The organism is Flavobacterium sp., from assembly GCF_036405015.1.
Lineage (GTDB): Bacteria > Bacteroidota > Bacteroidia > Flavobacteriales > Flavobacteriaceae > Flavobacterium.
Window position 1 is genome coordinate 11,902 of record NZ_DASWYK010000064.1, and the last position, 16,478, is coordinate 28,379.

Annotated in this window: 12 protein-coding genes; 11 read left to right on the forward strand and 1 reads right to left on the reverse strand. The window is 32.9% G+C overall.

Annotation, left to right across the window (positions count from 1 at the left end; genetic code table 11):
• Positions 1–68: 68 nt before the first annotated feature.
• From VGE71_RS05210 to VGE71_RS05235, 6 genes are all read left to right on the forward strand, one after another.
• Entirely contained in the window at positions 69–1,259 is a 1,191-nt protein-coding gene (locus VGE71_RS05210; RefSeq protein ID WP_331137351.1) for a BamA/TamA family outer membrane protein, read from the forward strand.
• A 124-nt stretch (positions 1,260–1,383) separates the two neighbouring features.
• Positions 1,384–2,001, forward strand: a complete 618-nt coding sequence (locus VGE71_RS05215) for an outer membrane beta-barrel protein (RefSeq protein ID WP_331137352.1) — start codon at positions 1,384–1,386, stop codon at positions 1,999–2,001.
• A 166-nt stretch (positions 2,002–2,167) separates the two neighbouring features.
• Positions 2,168–2,842: a response regulator transcription factor gene (locus VGE71_RS05220; protein WP_331137353.1), complete on the forward strand. Its 675-nt coding sequence runs from the start codon at positions 2,168–2,170 to the stop codon at positions 2,840–2,842.
• Between the two features lies 1 nt (position 2,843).
• Positions 2,844–4,226, forward strand: coding sequence for a HAMP domain-containing sensor histidine kinase (locus VGE71_RS05225; RefSeq protein WP_331137354.1), 1,383 nt, complete (start codon positions 2,844–2,846; stop codon positions 4,224–4,226).
• Positions 4,227–4,309: 83 nt separating this feature from the next.
• Positions 4,310–5,032, forward strand: a complete 723-nt coding sequence (locus VGE71_RS05230; protein WP_331137355.1) for a hypothetical protein — start codon at positions 4,310–4,312, stop codon at positions 5,030–5,032.
• Positions 5,033–5,145: 113 nt separating this feature from the next.
• Entirely contained in the window at positions 5,146–6,093 is a 948-nt protein-coding gene (locus VGE71_RS05235) for a bestrophin family protein (protein WP_331137356.1), read from the forward strand.
• 201 nt (positions 6,094–6,294) lie between these two features.
• On the opposite strand, the gene VGE71_RS05240 is transcribed toward VGE71_RS05235, so the two are convergent.
• Positions 6,295–7,716: a PLP-dependent aminotransferase family protein gene (locus VGE71_RS05240; protein ID WP_331137357.1), complete on the reverse strand. Its 1,422-nt coding sequence runs from the start codon at positions 7,714–7,716 to the stop codon at positions 6,295–6,297.
• Positions 7,717–7,825: 109 nt separating this feature from the next.
• Here VGE71_RS05240 and VGE71_RS05245 point away from each other — a divergent pair, with 109 nt between their 5' ends.
• The 5 genes from VGE71_RS05245 to VGE71_RS05265 all read left to right on the forward strand — a co-directional run bounded on the left by VGE71_RS05245 (position 7,826) and on the right by VGE71_RS05265 (position 16,437).
• Positions 7,826–8,740, forward strand: coding sequence for an EamA family transporter (locus VGE71_RS05245; RefSeq protein WP_331137358.1), 915 nt, complete (start codon positions 7,826–7,828; stop codon positions 8,738–8,740).
• Positions 8,741–8,954: 214 nt separating this feature from the next.
• A complete protein-coding gene (locus VGE71_RS05250) occupies positions 8,955–11,219 on the forward strand; it encodes an acyl-CoA dehydrogenase (RefSeq protein WP_331137359.1) in 2,265 nt (754 codons plus the stop codon).
• A 209-nt stretch (positions 11,220–11,428) separates the two neighbouring features.
• The gene (locus VGE71_RS05255; protein ID WP_331137360.1) at positions 11,429–13,075 is read left to right on the forward strand and encodes a DUF6377 domain-containing protein; all 1,647 of its coding nucleotides are present in this window, start codon (positions 11,429–11,431) and stop codon (positions 13,073–13,075) included.
• Between the two features lie 204 nt (positions 13,076–13,279).
• Positions 13,280–15,496, forward strand: a complete 2,217-nt coding sequence (locus VGE71_RS05260) for a glycoside hydrolase family 3 C-terminal domain-containing protein (RefSeq protein WP_331137361.1) — start codon at positions 13,280–13,282, stop codon at positions 15,494–15,496.
• A gap of 293 nt (positions 15,497–15,789) precedes the next feature.
• Positions 15,790–16,437 (forward strand): DUF1349 domain-containing protein, encoded by a 648-nt coding sequence (locus VGE71_RS05265; RefSeq protein WP_331137362.1) that lies wholly within the window; start codon positions 15,790–15,792, stop codon positions 16,435–16,437.
• The last annotated feature ends 41 nt before the right edge of the window (positions 16,438–16,478 follow it).

Below are 16,478 nucleotides of genomic sequence, written 5' to 3' on the forward strand. Positions count from 1 at the left end.
TTTTAAAAAATAATGTCTTTTTTTATCCATATAAAATCTTAGGGTTATTGTTTTTTATTTCATTCAAAATGTTTCCGCAAGAGGAAATAAAAACTTCAGAAATTTGTCCACCAAAAACCATTTTTGATATCTTTAAAAAAGAGGATAATTCATTAGTTGTTAAACCCACAAAAAACAATTTCTTCCTTTTAATCCCAGCAATCGGCTCTCAACCGGCAACTGGATTTTTTTTTGGAGCAGTGGCACAATACACTTTTAAAGGAAAGGAAGAAAAAGATAAATACTCCATTGCAAACGTTGGAATTACCTATACGCTCAAAGATCAATGGCTTGTGAACATTAAAAACAATATTCTGCTTAAGAATAATAAAATCTTTTTGAGCGGTGATTATCGAATTTATCTTTTTTCGCAGCCTAATTATGGTTTAGGAACTGATATTATTCCCCGTCACAGTAAAAGAGAAAATTTCAGTATCGATTCTATCGCTCAGGATATGGATTACAACTATTTCAAGTTTCATCAGACTGTTTCTTTTGAAGTGCGAAAGAATTTTTATGTCGGCGGAGGTATCAACATTGATTGGTATTCCAGTATTAAGGATAAAGAATTGGATATAGAAAACGGAAATCTAACGTATCATTACAATTACAGTCAAAAATATGGATTCGACAATTCAGAATATTTTCTAAACGGACTAAGTCTGAATTTGGTTTACGATTCCAGAGACAATCAGGTTAATGCTTCGAGAGGTTGGTTTGCCAATATCAACTATCGTTTTAATCCTGTTTTGTTTAACAATCAGGATTATAGTAACATTTTATTTGCCGAATACAGGCATTTTATACCTGTTTCGCATAAAAATCCGCATTATATTTTAGCTGTTTGGACATACGGACAATTTGTGACTCGTGGTAAAGTTCCGTATTTAAATCTGCCTGCAATTGGCTGGGATCAGCGAAGCAGGAGTGGGGAAGGTTATACACAAGGTCTTTTTAGAGGGAATGGGTTGGTTTATTTATCTACCGAATTTAGATTTCCAATTACTTGTAATCAATTGTTGAGTGGTACGGTTTTTACCAATTTTGTAACTGCAAGTAATTCAGATACCAATCTTTCACTTTTTAAATCGATTCAACCTGCTGCTGGAATTGGTCTTCGAATTTTAATTGATAAAGCAACTAAAACAAACTTGGTTTTAGATTATGCTTGGGGAAATAACTCAAAGGCTTTTTATTTGAATGCTGGCGAGACTTTTTAGTTAATGTTTTGTTTTTCAAATGTTTGTGTTTTTGTTTTTAAGTTTTTTCTTTCTAAAATAAATCAATTTTTGAAAGAAAAAGATTAAATTTGATAATCCATTTAACAAACAAAATCCAAAATTTATGAAAAAGTACAGTTTATTATTAGTTGTATTGCTGTCGGCGATAGGGATACAAGCTCAGGATGCAAGGTCATTTTCTCTTAATTTGTATGGAGGTTATAATTTTTCAGATAAGCTAGATTATAACAATTATTCTGCAACAATTGAGGATGGTTTTCAATATGGAGCTGGATTTGAGTATTTTTTTTCAACGAATAACTCAGTTGAGTTAAAATATCAAAGAGCAGATGTAAAAATACCTTTATACGGTCCGGCAGGAAACCAGATTAATACAAACGATAAAGGTGCCTTCAATTTCATTTTAGCAGATTTCACTCATTACTTTGATACAGGATCAAATTTACTTCCGTTTTTGGGAGCAGGTGCTGGAGTTGGTATTGTAGAATCACCTCAGGGTGGAAGCGGTACTTATTTTGCTTGGGATATAAAGGGTGGTGTAAAAATCAAAACAGATTCAGCTGTATCTGTAAATATTAACGCTTATTTGCAATCAATGTCTGCGGCAGTTGGAGAGAGTTATTATTGGAGTTATTGGGTTGGACCTGTTGCAATAGAAGATTATATCTCAACTTTTCAATTTGGACTTGGTGCAACTTTGAGTTTTAACTTTAAAAATTAAGAATTAAAGGCTTTAAACCTAAATAAATAAGAAAAAGCAGACTTATTAGGTCTGCTTTTTTATGTATTGATTAAATTGTTTATAATTAAATCAAAATTTCTATCCGTAATAAGTACTATTTTTGAAACTCAATTCTTATTTTTGTTGTATATACAAACTTCTCAAGATGAAATTACTGATAGTCGAAGACGAACCAAATCTATTATCGATACTACGAAAAGGATTTGCCGAAAATAATAATGAAGTAAGCGTAGCTCTTGACGGTAAAACCGCTCTTGAGATGATTCATAATTATACTTTCGATGTTGTCGTTTTAGATGTCATGCTTCCGGACATTAACGGAATAGAAATTTGCAGAAGACTTCGCGCAGCTAAAAATTTTGTGCCCATTTTACTTTTGACAGCTTTAGGAACTTCAGAAAATATCGTTACGGGTCTTAACGCCGGTGCCGATGATTATTTGGTAAAACCTTTTAAATTTGGAGAACTAGACGCAAGAGTAAACGCTCTTTACAGAAGATCACATCAGGAAACAGAAAAAATTGATACCATAACAATTGGCGATCTAGAAATAAACGGACGTGCAAAATCAGTTAAAAGAAGTGGAGAAAACATTGTTTTAACAGCCAAAGAATTTAAGCTTTTGTACTATCTCGCAAAAAATACAGGCAGAATTGTATCTCGAGATCAGATTCTGGATAATGTTTGGGACATCAATTTTGATATGAATACCAATGTTGTAGATGTATATATAACCTATTTAAGAAGAAAGATTGATAAGCCTTTTGAGACCAAACTTATTCATACCATGAAAGGTTTAGGTTATGTTATAAAGCCATAAAATGGATATTAGAAAAAAAATTACCTTCAACTACGTTGCTCTTTCTACCTTTAGTACATCACTATTGTGTATCATCGTGTTTTTTTTATTTAGAGAAAACAATAGATACCACTTTTTAAAACGTTTAGATGATAGGGCAAAAATTGTGGCTTCTATTCATTTTCAAAAAGATCCAGAGAAAATCAGATATTATAAAAATCTTCAAAAAAACGGCTTGGAAGAGCTAATTGAAGAGGAGGAATATGTATTAAAAATCAACAGTCATAACAGTTTTGATTACAATACCAATCTGAATCTTCCTAATACTTTTTACACCAATATTTTAAGTACGGGAAAAGATTCTTACGAAATTGATAATAAATACTATTTAGGACAAATTTTTGAAGAAAATGGCCAGCGCTACATGGTAATTGTGGGCGCAAGAGACCGAAAAGGAAAAGATACTACCGTTTATATTGTCAAAATTATGCTTTTTGGCGGAATCGGTTTTGTGATTCTGGCCTTCTTATTAGGTCGCTTTTTGGCAAAACGAGTGATCAATCCAGTTGCGAGAATTACGAAAGAAGTAAAAAGAATTAGTGCTTCTAATTTGCATAATCGTCTTCCGGAAGTTAAAAATTCGGATGAAATTTCAGATTTAACGAATACCTTTAATAATATGTTGGATCGATTGGAGACTTCTTTCGAAATTCAGGCCAATTTTATTAATAATGCTTCTCACGAATTAAAAACGCCAATTACAACTATTATTGCCGAAGCTGAGATTATGCTTCTTAAAGAAAGAGAAAAAGAAGAATATGTAGAGTCTTTGCAGAATATTTACAGCCAGGCTTCGAGATTAGGAAATTTAACTGAAAGTCTTTTAAAACTAACTCAAACGGGTTACGATGGGCAAAAACAAGTATCGGATGTAGCCAGAATAGATGAATTATTATTGGATGTAAAATCTGATTTGGACAAAATTTTTCCAGACAACCGAGTAAGCATCAAAATTGATATTGCACCAAAAGATTCTAATTTGCTTTTGCTTCCATGCAACAAACCTTTGTTAGAATTGGCAATCAATAATATTATCACAAATGGTGTAAAATATTCTGATAATAATGAAGTATTCGTAAATCTTTCCGCAAATGCAGAGACGATTAAGATTACAATCAATGATATCGGTATCGGAATTCCGCCAGAAGATATTCCACATTTGTATGAGCCTTTCTTTAGAGGAAAAATTGCCGCAAAATATATTGGTTATGGTTTAGGGCTTCCTTTGGCTTCTAAAATTATCAGAATGCATGAAGGTGAACTACAAGTACAATCGGAACAAAATAAAGGTACAATCGTAACAATAATCTTTAAGAAAAGAAACATTAAAAAATCTAATGTTTAATCTTAGAAAATTCTAATTTTAGATTAAGAACGGTCTAATTCGTTGATAGTTACTTTGTAAGTATAAACTAAAAGAGTATACTTATGAAAAATTTTCTTATACCTACGACTTTAAAAGACGATACAATCTTAGCTGTTAAATCTGCGGTGAATCAGTCAAAAGATACTGAATCAGAAATTATTTTAGTATTAGTTTCAGAAGCACCGGATACTTTTTCTACTTCTAGTTTTTTAAGAGAAATGAGATCCGGACTTACCAAAAGTCAGGAAGAAGTTCTGGAAACTTGCAGATATATTATTGAACACACTCCCAATACAAAACTAAAAGTCCATAACCAATACGGACTTTCAGCACCAATTTTTAAACGTCTTATTGAAGCTTTTTCTGTAAAATTGGTCATTTTGACACATTCTTATAAACAAGAAACCAAAAAAATCCATCAATATTTGGTTCAATTGGCAGGAAATCAAAAATGTCCAATTCTGCATTTGAGTACAGAAATTAATAAGGAAGTTTTCAGCAAAGCACTTTACATTGAAAATTCTACTAAAAGTATTCATGTAAAAGATGTACAGCAGTATTTAAGTGAAAATTTCTCATTTGAAATTGTAAGTCAGACTGCAAGTTTTGAAGATAATTACGAAAATGTTGCGCCGTTTTTATCAGAAGCCATTTCAAAGCATAATATAGATATGCTAGTAGAAACCAGAAAAGGCGAAAAAATCAAATTTAAAAAAGTAAAAAAAGAAAATGTCAATGAAAAACTAGGACTTCCAGTTCTTTCATTGTATGAAGAGATTGTTTGAGATCTGAGGTACTAAGTTTTTTAATTTTTAGCTCTTTAAAACTTAGAGCCTTAGAACCTTAGAACCTTAGCCCCTTAGTCTCTTAAAAGAAAATTTAATTTAAATCCGAAAATATGTTGTTAAAGAAAAGAATACCAATGAAGTACGTTCTCGGGAAAATTAAAGTAGAAATTGTTCTGGTATTAGCTTATACCGTACTTTTTGAAATTTTTCATCATTATTTTATCAATCTTCCCGTAGATATTCCGATTGCAATTCCAACCATGATCGGAACCATTATTTCCTTATTATTAGCCTTTAAGTCGAATCAGGCTTATGACAGATGGTGGGAGGCACGTATTGTTTGGGGAGCAGTTGTAAACGATTCCAGAACATTAATTCGTCAAGTTTTGACCTTTTATAAAGATCCAGATTTTTCTGTTGAAGCCAGTGAATTTAAAGAGAATTTTGCCAAAAGACAAATTGCGTGGTGTTACAGTTTAGGAGAATCTCTAAGAAAAAGAGATGCCATAAAACCACTTGAAGGTTTGATGAGTGATGAAGAAATTAAATACATCAAAAACCATCAAAACGTTCCTAACGCCATTTTAATGTTGCATGCAAGAGATTTGAGAAATGCAAAAAACGAGAAGAAAATCAACATGTATCAACAAGTTGAAATTGATAATACGTTATCAAGGCTTTGTGATGAAATGGGGAAATGTGAACGAATTAAAAACACGATTTTCCCAACAACTTACAGTATGTATATTCGATTGACACTGTGTTTGTTTATTCTGTTATTACCATTTGGATTAACAAGTGTGTTGAGTTGGTTTGCAATTCCGTTGATTACCGCTATTGGAGCAGCTTTCTTTTTGATCGAAAGAATGGCAATTCATTTGCAAGATCCATTCGAAAATAGGCCAACAGATACTCCAGTTACCACTATTGCGGGTACAATTGAAAAAAATATCAAACAAATGCTGAATGAATATCAAAGCGAATTTGATATTCTGAATGAATTTGAATTAAACGACGAACCTAAGAAAGTCGAGAAAGACGCTTACTTTGTCTTATAAGAATTTAATTTTGGTCTTCTTTTAATTAGTTGGCTGGACAGTGTGTAGTTGCGCTGTCCAGTTTTTTTATTAAAATAAACTTAAGAGTTTGTCATTTCGAGGAACGAGAAATCACACACGAAAATCCACAATGTTTGTGTTCAATCTTTACTGAGCTACTAGTGTGATTTCTCGTTCCTCGAAATGACAAAAATAAGCGTTTTACAGTTGATGGGCCAATCTCCCTAATGTTTGAATAGCAGTTCTCAATTCATTTGTCCAAGGCAGACCAAAACTCAATCGCATACAATTAGAAAATTGATCCTGAAACGAAAAAATCCTTCCTGGAGCAATACTAATATTGTGTTTTAAAGCCAAATGATAAAAAGCTACCGTATCAATTTTTTTGTCCATTTCAACCCAAAGAAAAAAGCCACCTTGCGGCTGACTCACTTTGGTACCAGCGGGAAAAGATTCTAAAACTGTATTGATATAATTGGTGCAATTTCGATTTAAGATCTGGCGAATTTTTCGAAGATGATTTTCATAACGGCCATTTTTCAAAAAATCTCCCACAACTTCATGAGTAATTGTCGTATTTGAAATAGTGTGATATAATTTCGTCCTTAAAACTTCTTTTTTAAATTTTCCTGGAATAACCCAGCCAACACGATAACCTGGCGCCAAAGTTTTAGAAACCGAACTGCAGAAAAGAACAATCCCGCTTTCGTCGTAAGTCTTACAGGTTGTTGGACGACTTGCACCAAAGTACAAATCGCCGTGAATATCATCTTCAATCAAAGGAACATTATAAAAATCCATCAATCGGACAATTTCTTTTTTATGTTCATTTGGCATCATACTTCCTGACGGATTACTGAAATTACTCATCAAAACACAAGCTTTTATTTTATTAGAAGAAAGTGTTTTCTTTAAAGCTTCCAGTTCTATTCCGGTAGTCATGTTTGTTGGAAGTTCCATTACATACAAGCCCAAAGATCTGGCCAATTGCAGAATACCAAAATAAACAGGGCTTTCGGTAACAATAGTATCTCCTGGTTTTGTCAAAGTCAGTAAACAATCCGAAATGGCAGAGATACAGCCTGGGGTTGTAATAATGTCTTCTTCAGTAAAAGAGCCACCCCAAGTAAATGACCAACGTGCAATTTCTTTACGTAAATTACTGTTTCCTTGAATTTCCTCGTAACTTGTTCCGCTGTTCGGTAATTGCCGCATGGCCTGCACCATTCCTTTATTCAATTTTGCAATTGGAAGCAATTCATTAGAAGGAAAACCAAGCGAAAGCATAGTAAGGTCTTTTTTGCGCATATCGCCATAAACCAAATCAATCAGATCCTCACGTTCGATATTTTCAACCGTTAAAATTGGATTACTTGCCGATGGTTCAGGAATTATTCGAGCCGAAATGTTACTTACATAATAGCCAGATTGTGGTCTTGATTCGATCAAAGAACGACTTTCAACTTCGTAATATGCCTTGCTTACTGTACTCATGCTGTAACCCGTTTCGGCACAGACTTCACGAATAGAAGGCAGTTTATCACCCACATTTAAAAGTCCAGATTTGATCTGTTTCTCGATACGGTCAGCAAATTGAAGATATAAGTAATTAGAATTTTTCATAAAAAAATAAAAACTGTTATGCTGCAATTTACAAAAACTGTATCTGTATTGCTATTTTATTTTTTGGAAATTTGCTTCATCAAAAGAAAACAAATTCAAAACACATTTTGTGAAAACAACAAAGTATTATATTGCGGCGATTTCAGCCTTTATTACATGGGGACTTTTCAGTTTGGTTTTAAAGCCAATTCATGATTATCCTTCATTGGATATTTTATTTTTCCGTGTTTTTAGCTGTGCTATTTTGATGCTTTTAATTGCTTTTCTCTTCAAAAGAAAACAAATAAAAGAAACAATTGCTATTTTCAGTGCTTTATCAAAATCAGAAAAAAGAAAATCAATTTTATTGAATATCGGCGGAAGTGCTTTTTTGATGGGAAATTGGTTTACTTTTATTTATGTAGTAAATCATGTTAGCGTTAAAGCAGCGTCTTTGGCTTATTTGGTTTGCCCAATTCTAACAACTTTATTGGCTTATTTCATATTGAAAGAAAAACTGCTAAAAACACAATGGCTTTCAGTTGGATTAAGTATTTCAGGATGTATATTGCTTTCATACAGCGATATAATGGACATGTTTTTCAGTATCATTATTGGATTAACTTATGCTGCTTATTTAGTAAGTCAGCGTGCCAATAAAGGTTTTGACAAATTTATAGTTTTGACTTTTCATATAACATTGGCTGCATTGTTTTTAGTACCATTTTACCCAACTTATGGAGGACCAGTTCCAATGGAATTTAAATTCTATTTCTGTATCGAAACAATCGCAATCTTATTTACAATTGTACCGCTTTTCCTGAATTTGTACGCGCTTTCCGGAATCAATTCTTCGACAGTTGGAATGTTATTAAACATCAATCCGATGATTGCATTTGGGTTGGCAGCCTTTGTTTTCAAAGAAAATATTACGCCTTTACAAATTACAGCATACGGAATTATTTTTGCTGCAGTGTTAGTTTTTAATTCACATCATATTTTTGCCATAAAGCAGAAATTAAACACAATATCCAAAGGTTCATAATCCTTAGTTTTCATATTTTTTATTGGTTTAAAATCGAAAATTACCAGAATCTTAACAGGATGTTTAAACAGGAATGATTATTTTTCATTCCTGTTTTTTTATGCGATAAAGCGAAAAAAGTGATAGCCACGAATTCACGAATTTTTAATATTTATTTTATAATAATTCGTGAATTCGTGGCTAAAAAAAACTATTAAAAACTGAATCTATTGATATGAAAAATACCAAACTTCAAGCCTTTACTCCGTTATTTTATTTAGTGTGGTCAGATGATTTATTGACGCAGAAAGAATTTGCTACTTTAAAAGAGTTTATCAATTCCTTAAATGTTTTATCTGAAGAAGAAAAGCAATATTTACTTTCGAAAGTAGATATTTCTAATCCGCCTTCGCGAAATGAACTCACACAATGGAAATCGGATATTGAAAAAAGTATTCAGGATAAATCTTCTATCAAGTCGATTTTTGATATTGCAAAAGCGCTTTCAGGAAACGATTTGGACTTAACGCCAATTGAATCAGATTTTAAAAAATTAGAAAATGATTTAGGAATTTTAGGCGAAGAAGCACTTCAAAACTTTAAAACCAAAGCTGGATCTTTTACAGCAGATTCTCATACTGATGCGAGCTTTGACATTCAGAAAATTACTCAAATTTTAGATGGAAAAGAAGCTGCCATTATCGGAAAAGTAAAATCGGTGATTTCAAGACCTGAATTTGCTTACGAAACTTCTACCGATATTAATGTTTTTAGGCAAACTGTTTACAAATGGTGTAAAATTCTGGCAGATGAAAATCTCGGAAATATGGCCTATCCAAAGCAATATGGTGGCGGAGAAAACATAGCCGATTATTTTGCCATTATGGAAACGCTGAGTTATCACGATTTAAGTTTGGTAATTAAATTTGGTGTTCAGTTCGGACTTTGGGGAATGAGTGTTCAATCTTTAGGAACAGAAAAACATTATGCTAAATACTTAAAAGATATTGGTTCGCTGAAACTTCCAGGATGTTTTGCTATGACAGAAACGCATCACGGATCAAACGTAAAAGGTTTAGAAACAACGGCAACTTACAATCATAACGATCAGACTTTTACCATTCATACGCCAAATAAAAATGCTCAAAAAGAATATATCGGAAATGCCGCTGTTCACGGACAAATGGCAACTGTTTTTGCAAAATTGATTATTGATAATCATGATTATGGCGTAAATGCTTTCGTGGTTCCGTTACGAGATCCGAATGGAAATGTGATAAACGGAGTAACAATTGGCGATTGTGGTCATAAAATGGGATTAAATGGCGTGGACAACGGAACGATTAGTTTTGATAATGTGGTGATTCCGAAAGAAAATATGCTGGATCGCTTTGCTTCTGTAAATGATAAAGGCGAATTCGAAAGTCCGATTCCGAGTGATAACAGACGATTTTTTACCATGTTAGGAACTTTGGTAGGAGGAAGAATCGGAATTCCTCGTTCGGCTTTAGCTGCAGCTAAATCTGGATTAACAATTGCCATTCGCTACAGCGATCAAAGAAGACAATTTGGACCAGAAGGAGGTTCTGAAGTTCCGATTTTAAATTACAGAATGCATCAACGTAGATTGTTGCCTCATTTGGCTAAAACTTATGCAGTTCACTTTGCGCTTCAATATTTAACGAACAGATTTTTACATAAAACTGAAGCCGAAATGCAGGAAATCGAAGCTCTTGCGGCTGGAATGAAATCATATTCGACTTGGAGCACTAGAGATATTCTACAAGAATGTCGTGAAGCATGCGGTGGAAAAGGCTATTTGTCTGAAAATAGAATTGATGCGTTGAAAAACGATACAGAAATCTACACTACTTTTGAAGGTGATAATACCGTTTTGATGCAATTAGTGGCCAAAAACCGTTTGTCTGAGTTTAGAAAAGCATTTGGAGAAATGGGTTCACTTGGAATCATTAATTATGTTTATGAAAATGCTAAAACTGCCATTACAGAGAAAAATCCGATTGCAACTCGCAGAACAGAAGACGAGCATTTGTTAGACGGAGAATTTCATCTTCAAGCTTTTATTCATAGAGAAAAAACAATTTTGGCTTCTGCTGCAAGACGTATTAAAAAATTAGTTGACGGTGGTTTAGAAGCGTATGATGCTTTTAATGTGGTTCAGCATCAAATGATTGACGTGGCACAGGCTTATTTGGAAAGAGTAGTTTTAGAACAATTTCAAATCGCAATTAAAGAAGTAGAAGATGAACAATCAAAAGCGATTTTAACGAAACTAAGCCAATTGTATGCGCTTTCGCAAATCGAAAAAAATAAAGCATGGTATCTTGAAGATGGTTATATGGAAGCAGTAAAAACCAAAGCAGTTCGTAAAATGGTAAATCAGCTTTGTTGGGACATTCGTCCAGATGCTGTGGCTTTGGTAAATGCTTTTGATATTCCTGAAAGTTGCCTGTCGGCACCGATTGCAGCACATATCTAATTTCAAAAAATACATTTCTTATAAATGATTTCGGTTTGAATGCAATCAAATCGAAATCATTTTATTTATGAAAAACGACACTTGTGATTGTTTTATTTATATCAACCGTCTAAATCGCACCCGTTTTTAGTACATTTTAACCACAGTGAAATAATTCCCTTTTTATACTTTCGCTTTGTTATATTTGTAAATCCATTAACTAAATCAACTTGAAAAATTATTACTTATTTCTGTTCCTTTTTATTATAAACTTTCCGGTTTTTGCATTGGGAAGTACAGATGATATTTTAAAACAATTAAATGAGGCAATAAAAAATAAGCAGCAATATGTCAAGATTAAAGAAGAACGAATTCTTAATTTTAAGAAATTAAAATCAGACAATCTTACCAAAGAACAGGAATACAATTACAATAAAACACTTTATTTTGAGTATCAGAAATTAAACCCAGATTCGTCAATTCAGTATGTAAAAAAGAATCTTAAAATTGCAGAAGAATTACAAGATAAAGAGCTTTTTAATTTAGCTCAATTACAATTAGTTACCTTATATTCTTCGTCTGGAAAATATCGCGAATCTGAAGCGCTTTTAAAAAGCATTAATAAAAACAATCTCACAACTTCTTTACTTCCCAATTATTATATTTCTTATCGAGAGTTTTTTGAGCATTATGCGGCGAATAGTTACAGTCCCGAATATCGAAAACAGATTGGTAAATACAGAGATTCGTTATTAAATATTTTAGATAAAAATACACTTGAATATCGGATTAATAGAATTCAGCAGGATATTTTTATTGATAAAAAATACAAGAATCCAGAGAAAGAATTATTGGTTTTATTAAATAAAACAAAAGAAGAAAGTCCTCAATATGCCATGATAACCTATTTATTGGGGAAGATTGCAGAAGCTACACATGACTTAGAAGCAAGAAAGAAATATTATGCGCTTTCTGCCACTTCGGATATTAAAAATGCCAATAAAGATAACGCTTCGTTACAAGAATTAGCATTGGTTTTTTATGAAATTGGTGATGTAGATATGGCATACAAGTTGACACAATCGGCAATTGAAGATGCATTATACTGCAATGTTCAGTTTCGAACTTTACTGATGTCAGAAGTATATTCTATAATCAATACCGTTTATCAGGAACGTGAAGCACAACGAAAAAGCGAACTACAAATTTATCTTCTTTGTATCAGTTTGTTATCGTTATTCTTATTGGTGGCTATTATTTACGTATATATGCAAATGAAGAAGGTTTCGCGAATTCGATCAGAACTTTATGAAACCAGTCAGAAATTGGCAGAATTAAACAAAGATATTACAGAAACCAACAACCAATTACAGCAAAGTAATTTGCAATTGTCTGAATCTAATTTGGTTAAAGAAGAATATATTGCGCATTTCTTCAGCCTTTGCTCGACTTACATCAATAAACTGGAGAATTATCGAATTATTCTAAACAAAAAAGCTACTGCAAAACAGTTTGATGAAATTTATAAAATCTTAAAATCAACAACTTTGGTTGATAATGAGTTAGAAGAATTATACAAAAACTTCGATATTATTTTTTTAAACTTGTATCCAACATTTGTAAAAGATTTTAATGCGTTGTTAATTCCCGAAGAACAGATCGTCTTAAAGCAAAATGAATTATTGAATACAGAACTTCGAATTTTTGCTTTAATCAGACTTGGAATTACAGACAGTGTTAAAATAGCGGCATTTTTACGTTATTCTTTAAGTACAATTTACAACTATCGTACGAGAGCTAGAAATAAGGCGGCAGTTTCACGAAATGATTTCGAAGAAATGGTCATGAAAATCGGTTCAATGGCTTTGAAAGCGTAAATATTTATTTTAAATCTACTACTTTTTTTACGACTTAAAAATTATTAAACAATTGTAAATCAGTTTTTTAATTTTTTAATCCACTACTTTTTTCTATCTAAAAATGTAACGTGAACGATAACGTTTTAGTTTTACAATATGATAAAAAAAGTTTTCCAAAAAGACTTTTCCCTATTATAAACTAATGCTTTAATAATTACTGTTATGTTAAAAAACGTTAAAACAATTGTTGTTTTACTTTTACTAAGTTCTTTGGGAGTGAATGCCCAAAACAAAGTTCCAGTTTATTTGGACGATAAAAAACCGATTGAAGAGCGTGTAGAAGATGCGCTGAAACGAATGACTACTGATGAGAAAATTGCCATGATTCATGCGCAATCTAAATTTAGTTCTCCAGGTGTAAAACGTCTTGGAATTCCAGAAAACTGGATGACTGACGGACCACACGGAATTCGTACAGAGGTAAAATGGGACGAATGGGATCAGGCAGGATGGACAAACGATTCTTGTATTGCTTTCCCAGCACTTACAGCACTTTCATCTACATGGAACAAAGAATTATCTTCTTTATATGGTAAATCTATCGGAGAAGAAGCGCGTTTTCGTAACAAAAATGTATTATTAGGGCCAGGGGTAAACATTTATAGAAGTCCATTAAACGGTCGTAATTTCGAATATATGGGAGAAGATCCGTTTTTGGCTGCAAAAATGGTGGTTCCTTATATTAAAGGAGTTCAGGCAAATGGAGTTGCTGCTTGCGTAAAACACTTCGCATTAAACAATCAAGAAACAAACCGTAATTCAGTGAACGTAATCGTTGACGATCGTGCTTTATACGAAATTTATCTTCCAGCTTTTAAAGCAGCCGTTCAAGAAGGTGATGTTTGGTCGATTATGGGATCTTACAACAAATATAAAGGACAGCAATGTTGCCACAACGAATATTTGTTAAACGATATTCTTCGTGGAGAATGGGGCTTCAAAGGAGTTGTAGTTTCAGATTGGGGTGGAGTTAGCGATACGAAACAAGCTATTCACAATGGTTTGGATATGGAATTTGGTTCTTGGACAAACGGTCTTTCTTGGGGAACAAGTAATGCTTATGATAATTATTACTTAGCAAAACCATATTCTGAAATGATTAGAAAAGGAGAAATTGGAACTAAAGAATTAGACGAAAAAGTACGTCGTATTCTACGTTTGTCTTTCTTGACTACAATGGACAGAAATCGTCCTTTTGGATCTTTTGGAACTGAAGAACATGCTATTGCTGGCCGTAAAATTGCTGAAGAAGGAATTGTTTTATTACAAAACAACAATAACATTCTGCCAATCAACCTTTCTAAAACTAAAAAGATCGCGGTTATTGGAGAAAATGCGATCAAAATGATGACAGTAGGAGGAGGAAGTTCGTCGCTTAAAGCAAGATACGAAATCACACCACTTGAAGGTTTAAAGAAAAGAATCGGAAATCAAGCTGAAATTGTGTACGCAAGAGGTTATGTAGGAGATCCAACAAGTAACTATAATGGTGTTATTGCTAAAGTAAGTTTAGAAGAAAAACGCCCTCAAGCAGAATTAACTGCAGAAGCTTTAAAAGTAGCTAAAGATGCAGATATCGTTCTTTTCATTGGAGGTTTGAACAAAAGTGAAAATCAGGATGACGAAGGTCACGATCGTAAACATTTAGAATTGCCTTACGGTCAAGATAAATTAATCAGCGAATTAGCGAAAGTAAACAAAAACATTGTTTTCGTAAATATTTCAGGAAATGCTGTTGCAATGCCTTGGATTAAACAAGTTCCAGGAGTTGTTCAAGGATGGTTTTTAGGGACAGAAGCTGGAAGTGCTTTAGCAAATGTTTTGGTTGGAGATGTGAATCCTTCAGGAAAATTATCTTTCACTTTCCCAGTAAAATTAGCTGATAACGGAGCTCATGCTTTAGGAGAATTCCCAGGTGGAGACGATGTAAAATACAACGAAGGGATTTTTGTTGGATACCGTTGGGTAGACAAAAATAAAATTAAACCATTGTTCTCTTTTGGACACGGTTTAAGCTACACGACTTTTGCTTACGGAAAAGTAACAGCTGATAAAAAACAAATGAACGAAGGAGATAAAATTACTTTTTCTGTTAATGTAAAAAATACAGGAAGCAGAGAAGGTTCTGAAGTAGTACAGTTATACATTACAGACGTAAAATCTTCATTGCCTCGTCCGATAAAAGAATTAAAAGGTTTTGAAAAAGTAGCGCTTAAAGCTGGAGAAGAAAAAACAGTAACGTTTACAATCGATAAAACGGCTTTAAGTTTCTTCGATGATAAAAAACATGACTGGGTTGCAGAACCTGGTGATTTCGAAGCAATTATTGGTGCTTCATCAACAGATATAAAATCTAAAGTGAATTTCTCACTTAAATAAGTTTTTATTTCTAAAAATTGGTTGGTTTGTTAAGCTGCAAGTGTAAAAATTTGCAGCTTTGCTTTTGGTTAGAGAATTACCTTTAACATTAAACAATAATATTAATTTTACCATTAAGACATTAAGATTCATTAAGAATGCTTTATTTTTAAACATTTGAAGCATACGATTCATTACGTCAAACTAAAAAATCATAAAGAGAAGCTTTATTTTCTTTAATGTTTTGACATAAGATTGATTACTAGGTTTAAACTTAATTTTCTGAATATCTTAATGGTGAAAAAATAAATATCATGAAAAAAATTACAATTGCACTATTGACTTTATTTTTTGCGCACAATAGTTCAGCGCAGACTCTCAATAAAATGCAATGGTTTAATGAACCTGAAAAATGGGAAATTAAAAACAATGCATTAATTATGAATGTCACTGCAAACAGTGATTACTGGAGAATTTCGCACTACGGATTTACGGTTGATGATGCTCCTTTTTATTACGCCAATTACGGAGGTGAATTTGAAGCAAAAGTAAAACTGACCGGAAACTACATTGCGCGTTTTGATCAAATGGGTTTAATGATTCGAATTGACGAAAAGAATTACATCAAAACAGGAGTAGAGTTTGTTGACGGGAAATTCAATGTCAGCACAGTTGTAACACACGAAAAAAGCGATTGGAGTGTAACAACTCTGGATAAAGCACCACCTTTTATTTGGATTAAAGCCGTGCGACGATTAGATGCTATTGAGGTATTTTATTCTTTTGACGATAAAAACTACATCATGACCAGAAATGCACCATTACAAGACAATACGCCAGTTATGGTAGGTTTAATGGCCGCTTCGCCAGACGGAAAAGGTTTTGAAGCGAAATTTGAAAACTTCTCTGTAAAGCATTTGCCAGATCAAAGAAGAGCAGAATGGCTTAAAAATCACCAATAAATTTAAATTACAATTTTAAAATTCCAAACTATAAACTATCA

Coding starts and splice junctions, on each gene's coding strand:
- VGE71_RS05210 (WP_331137351.1), top strand. CDS start 69: ATGTTTCCGCAAGAGGAAATAAAAACTTCAGAAATTTGTCCACCAAAA.
- VGE71_RS05215 (WP_331137352.1), top strand. CDS start 1,384: ATGAAAAAGTACAGTTTATTATTAGTTGTATTGCTGTCGGCGATAGGG.
- VGE71_RS05220 (WP_331137353.1), top strand. CDS start 2,168: ATGAAATTACTGATAGTCGAAGACGAACCAAATCTATTATCGATACTA.
- VGE71_RS05225 (WP_331137354.1), top strand. CDS start 2,844: ATGGATATTAGAAAAAAAATTACCTTCAACTACGTTGCTCTTTCTACC.
- VGE71_RS05230 (WP_331137355.1), top strand. CDS start 4,310: ATGAAAAATTTTCTTATACCTACGACTTTAAAAGACGATACAATCTTA.
- VGE71_RS05235 (WP_331137356.1), top strand. CDS start 5,146: ATGTTGTTAAAGAAAAGAATACCAATGAAGTACGTTCTCGGGAAAATT.
- VGE71_RS05240 (WP_331137357.1), bottom strand. CDS start 7,716: ATGAAAAATTCTAATTACTTATATCTTCAATTTGCTGACCGTATCGAG.
- VGE71_RS05250 (WP_331137359.1), top strand. CDS start 8,955: ATGAAAAATACCAAACTTCAAGCCTTTACTCCGTTATTTTATTTAGTG.
- VGE71_RS05260 (WP_331137361.1), top strand. CDS start 13,280: ATGTTAAAAAACGTTAAAACAATTGTTGTTTTACTTTTACTAAGTTCT.
- VGE71_RS05265 (WP_331137362.1), top strand. CDS start 15,790: ATGAAAAAAATTACAATTGCACTATTGACTTTATTTTTTGCGCACAAT.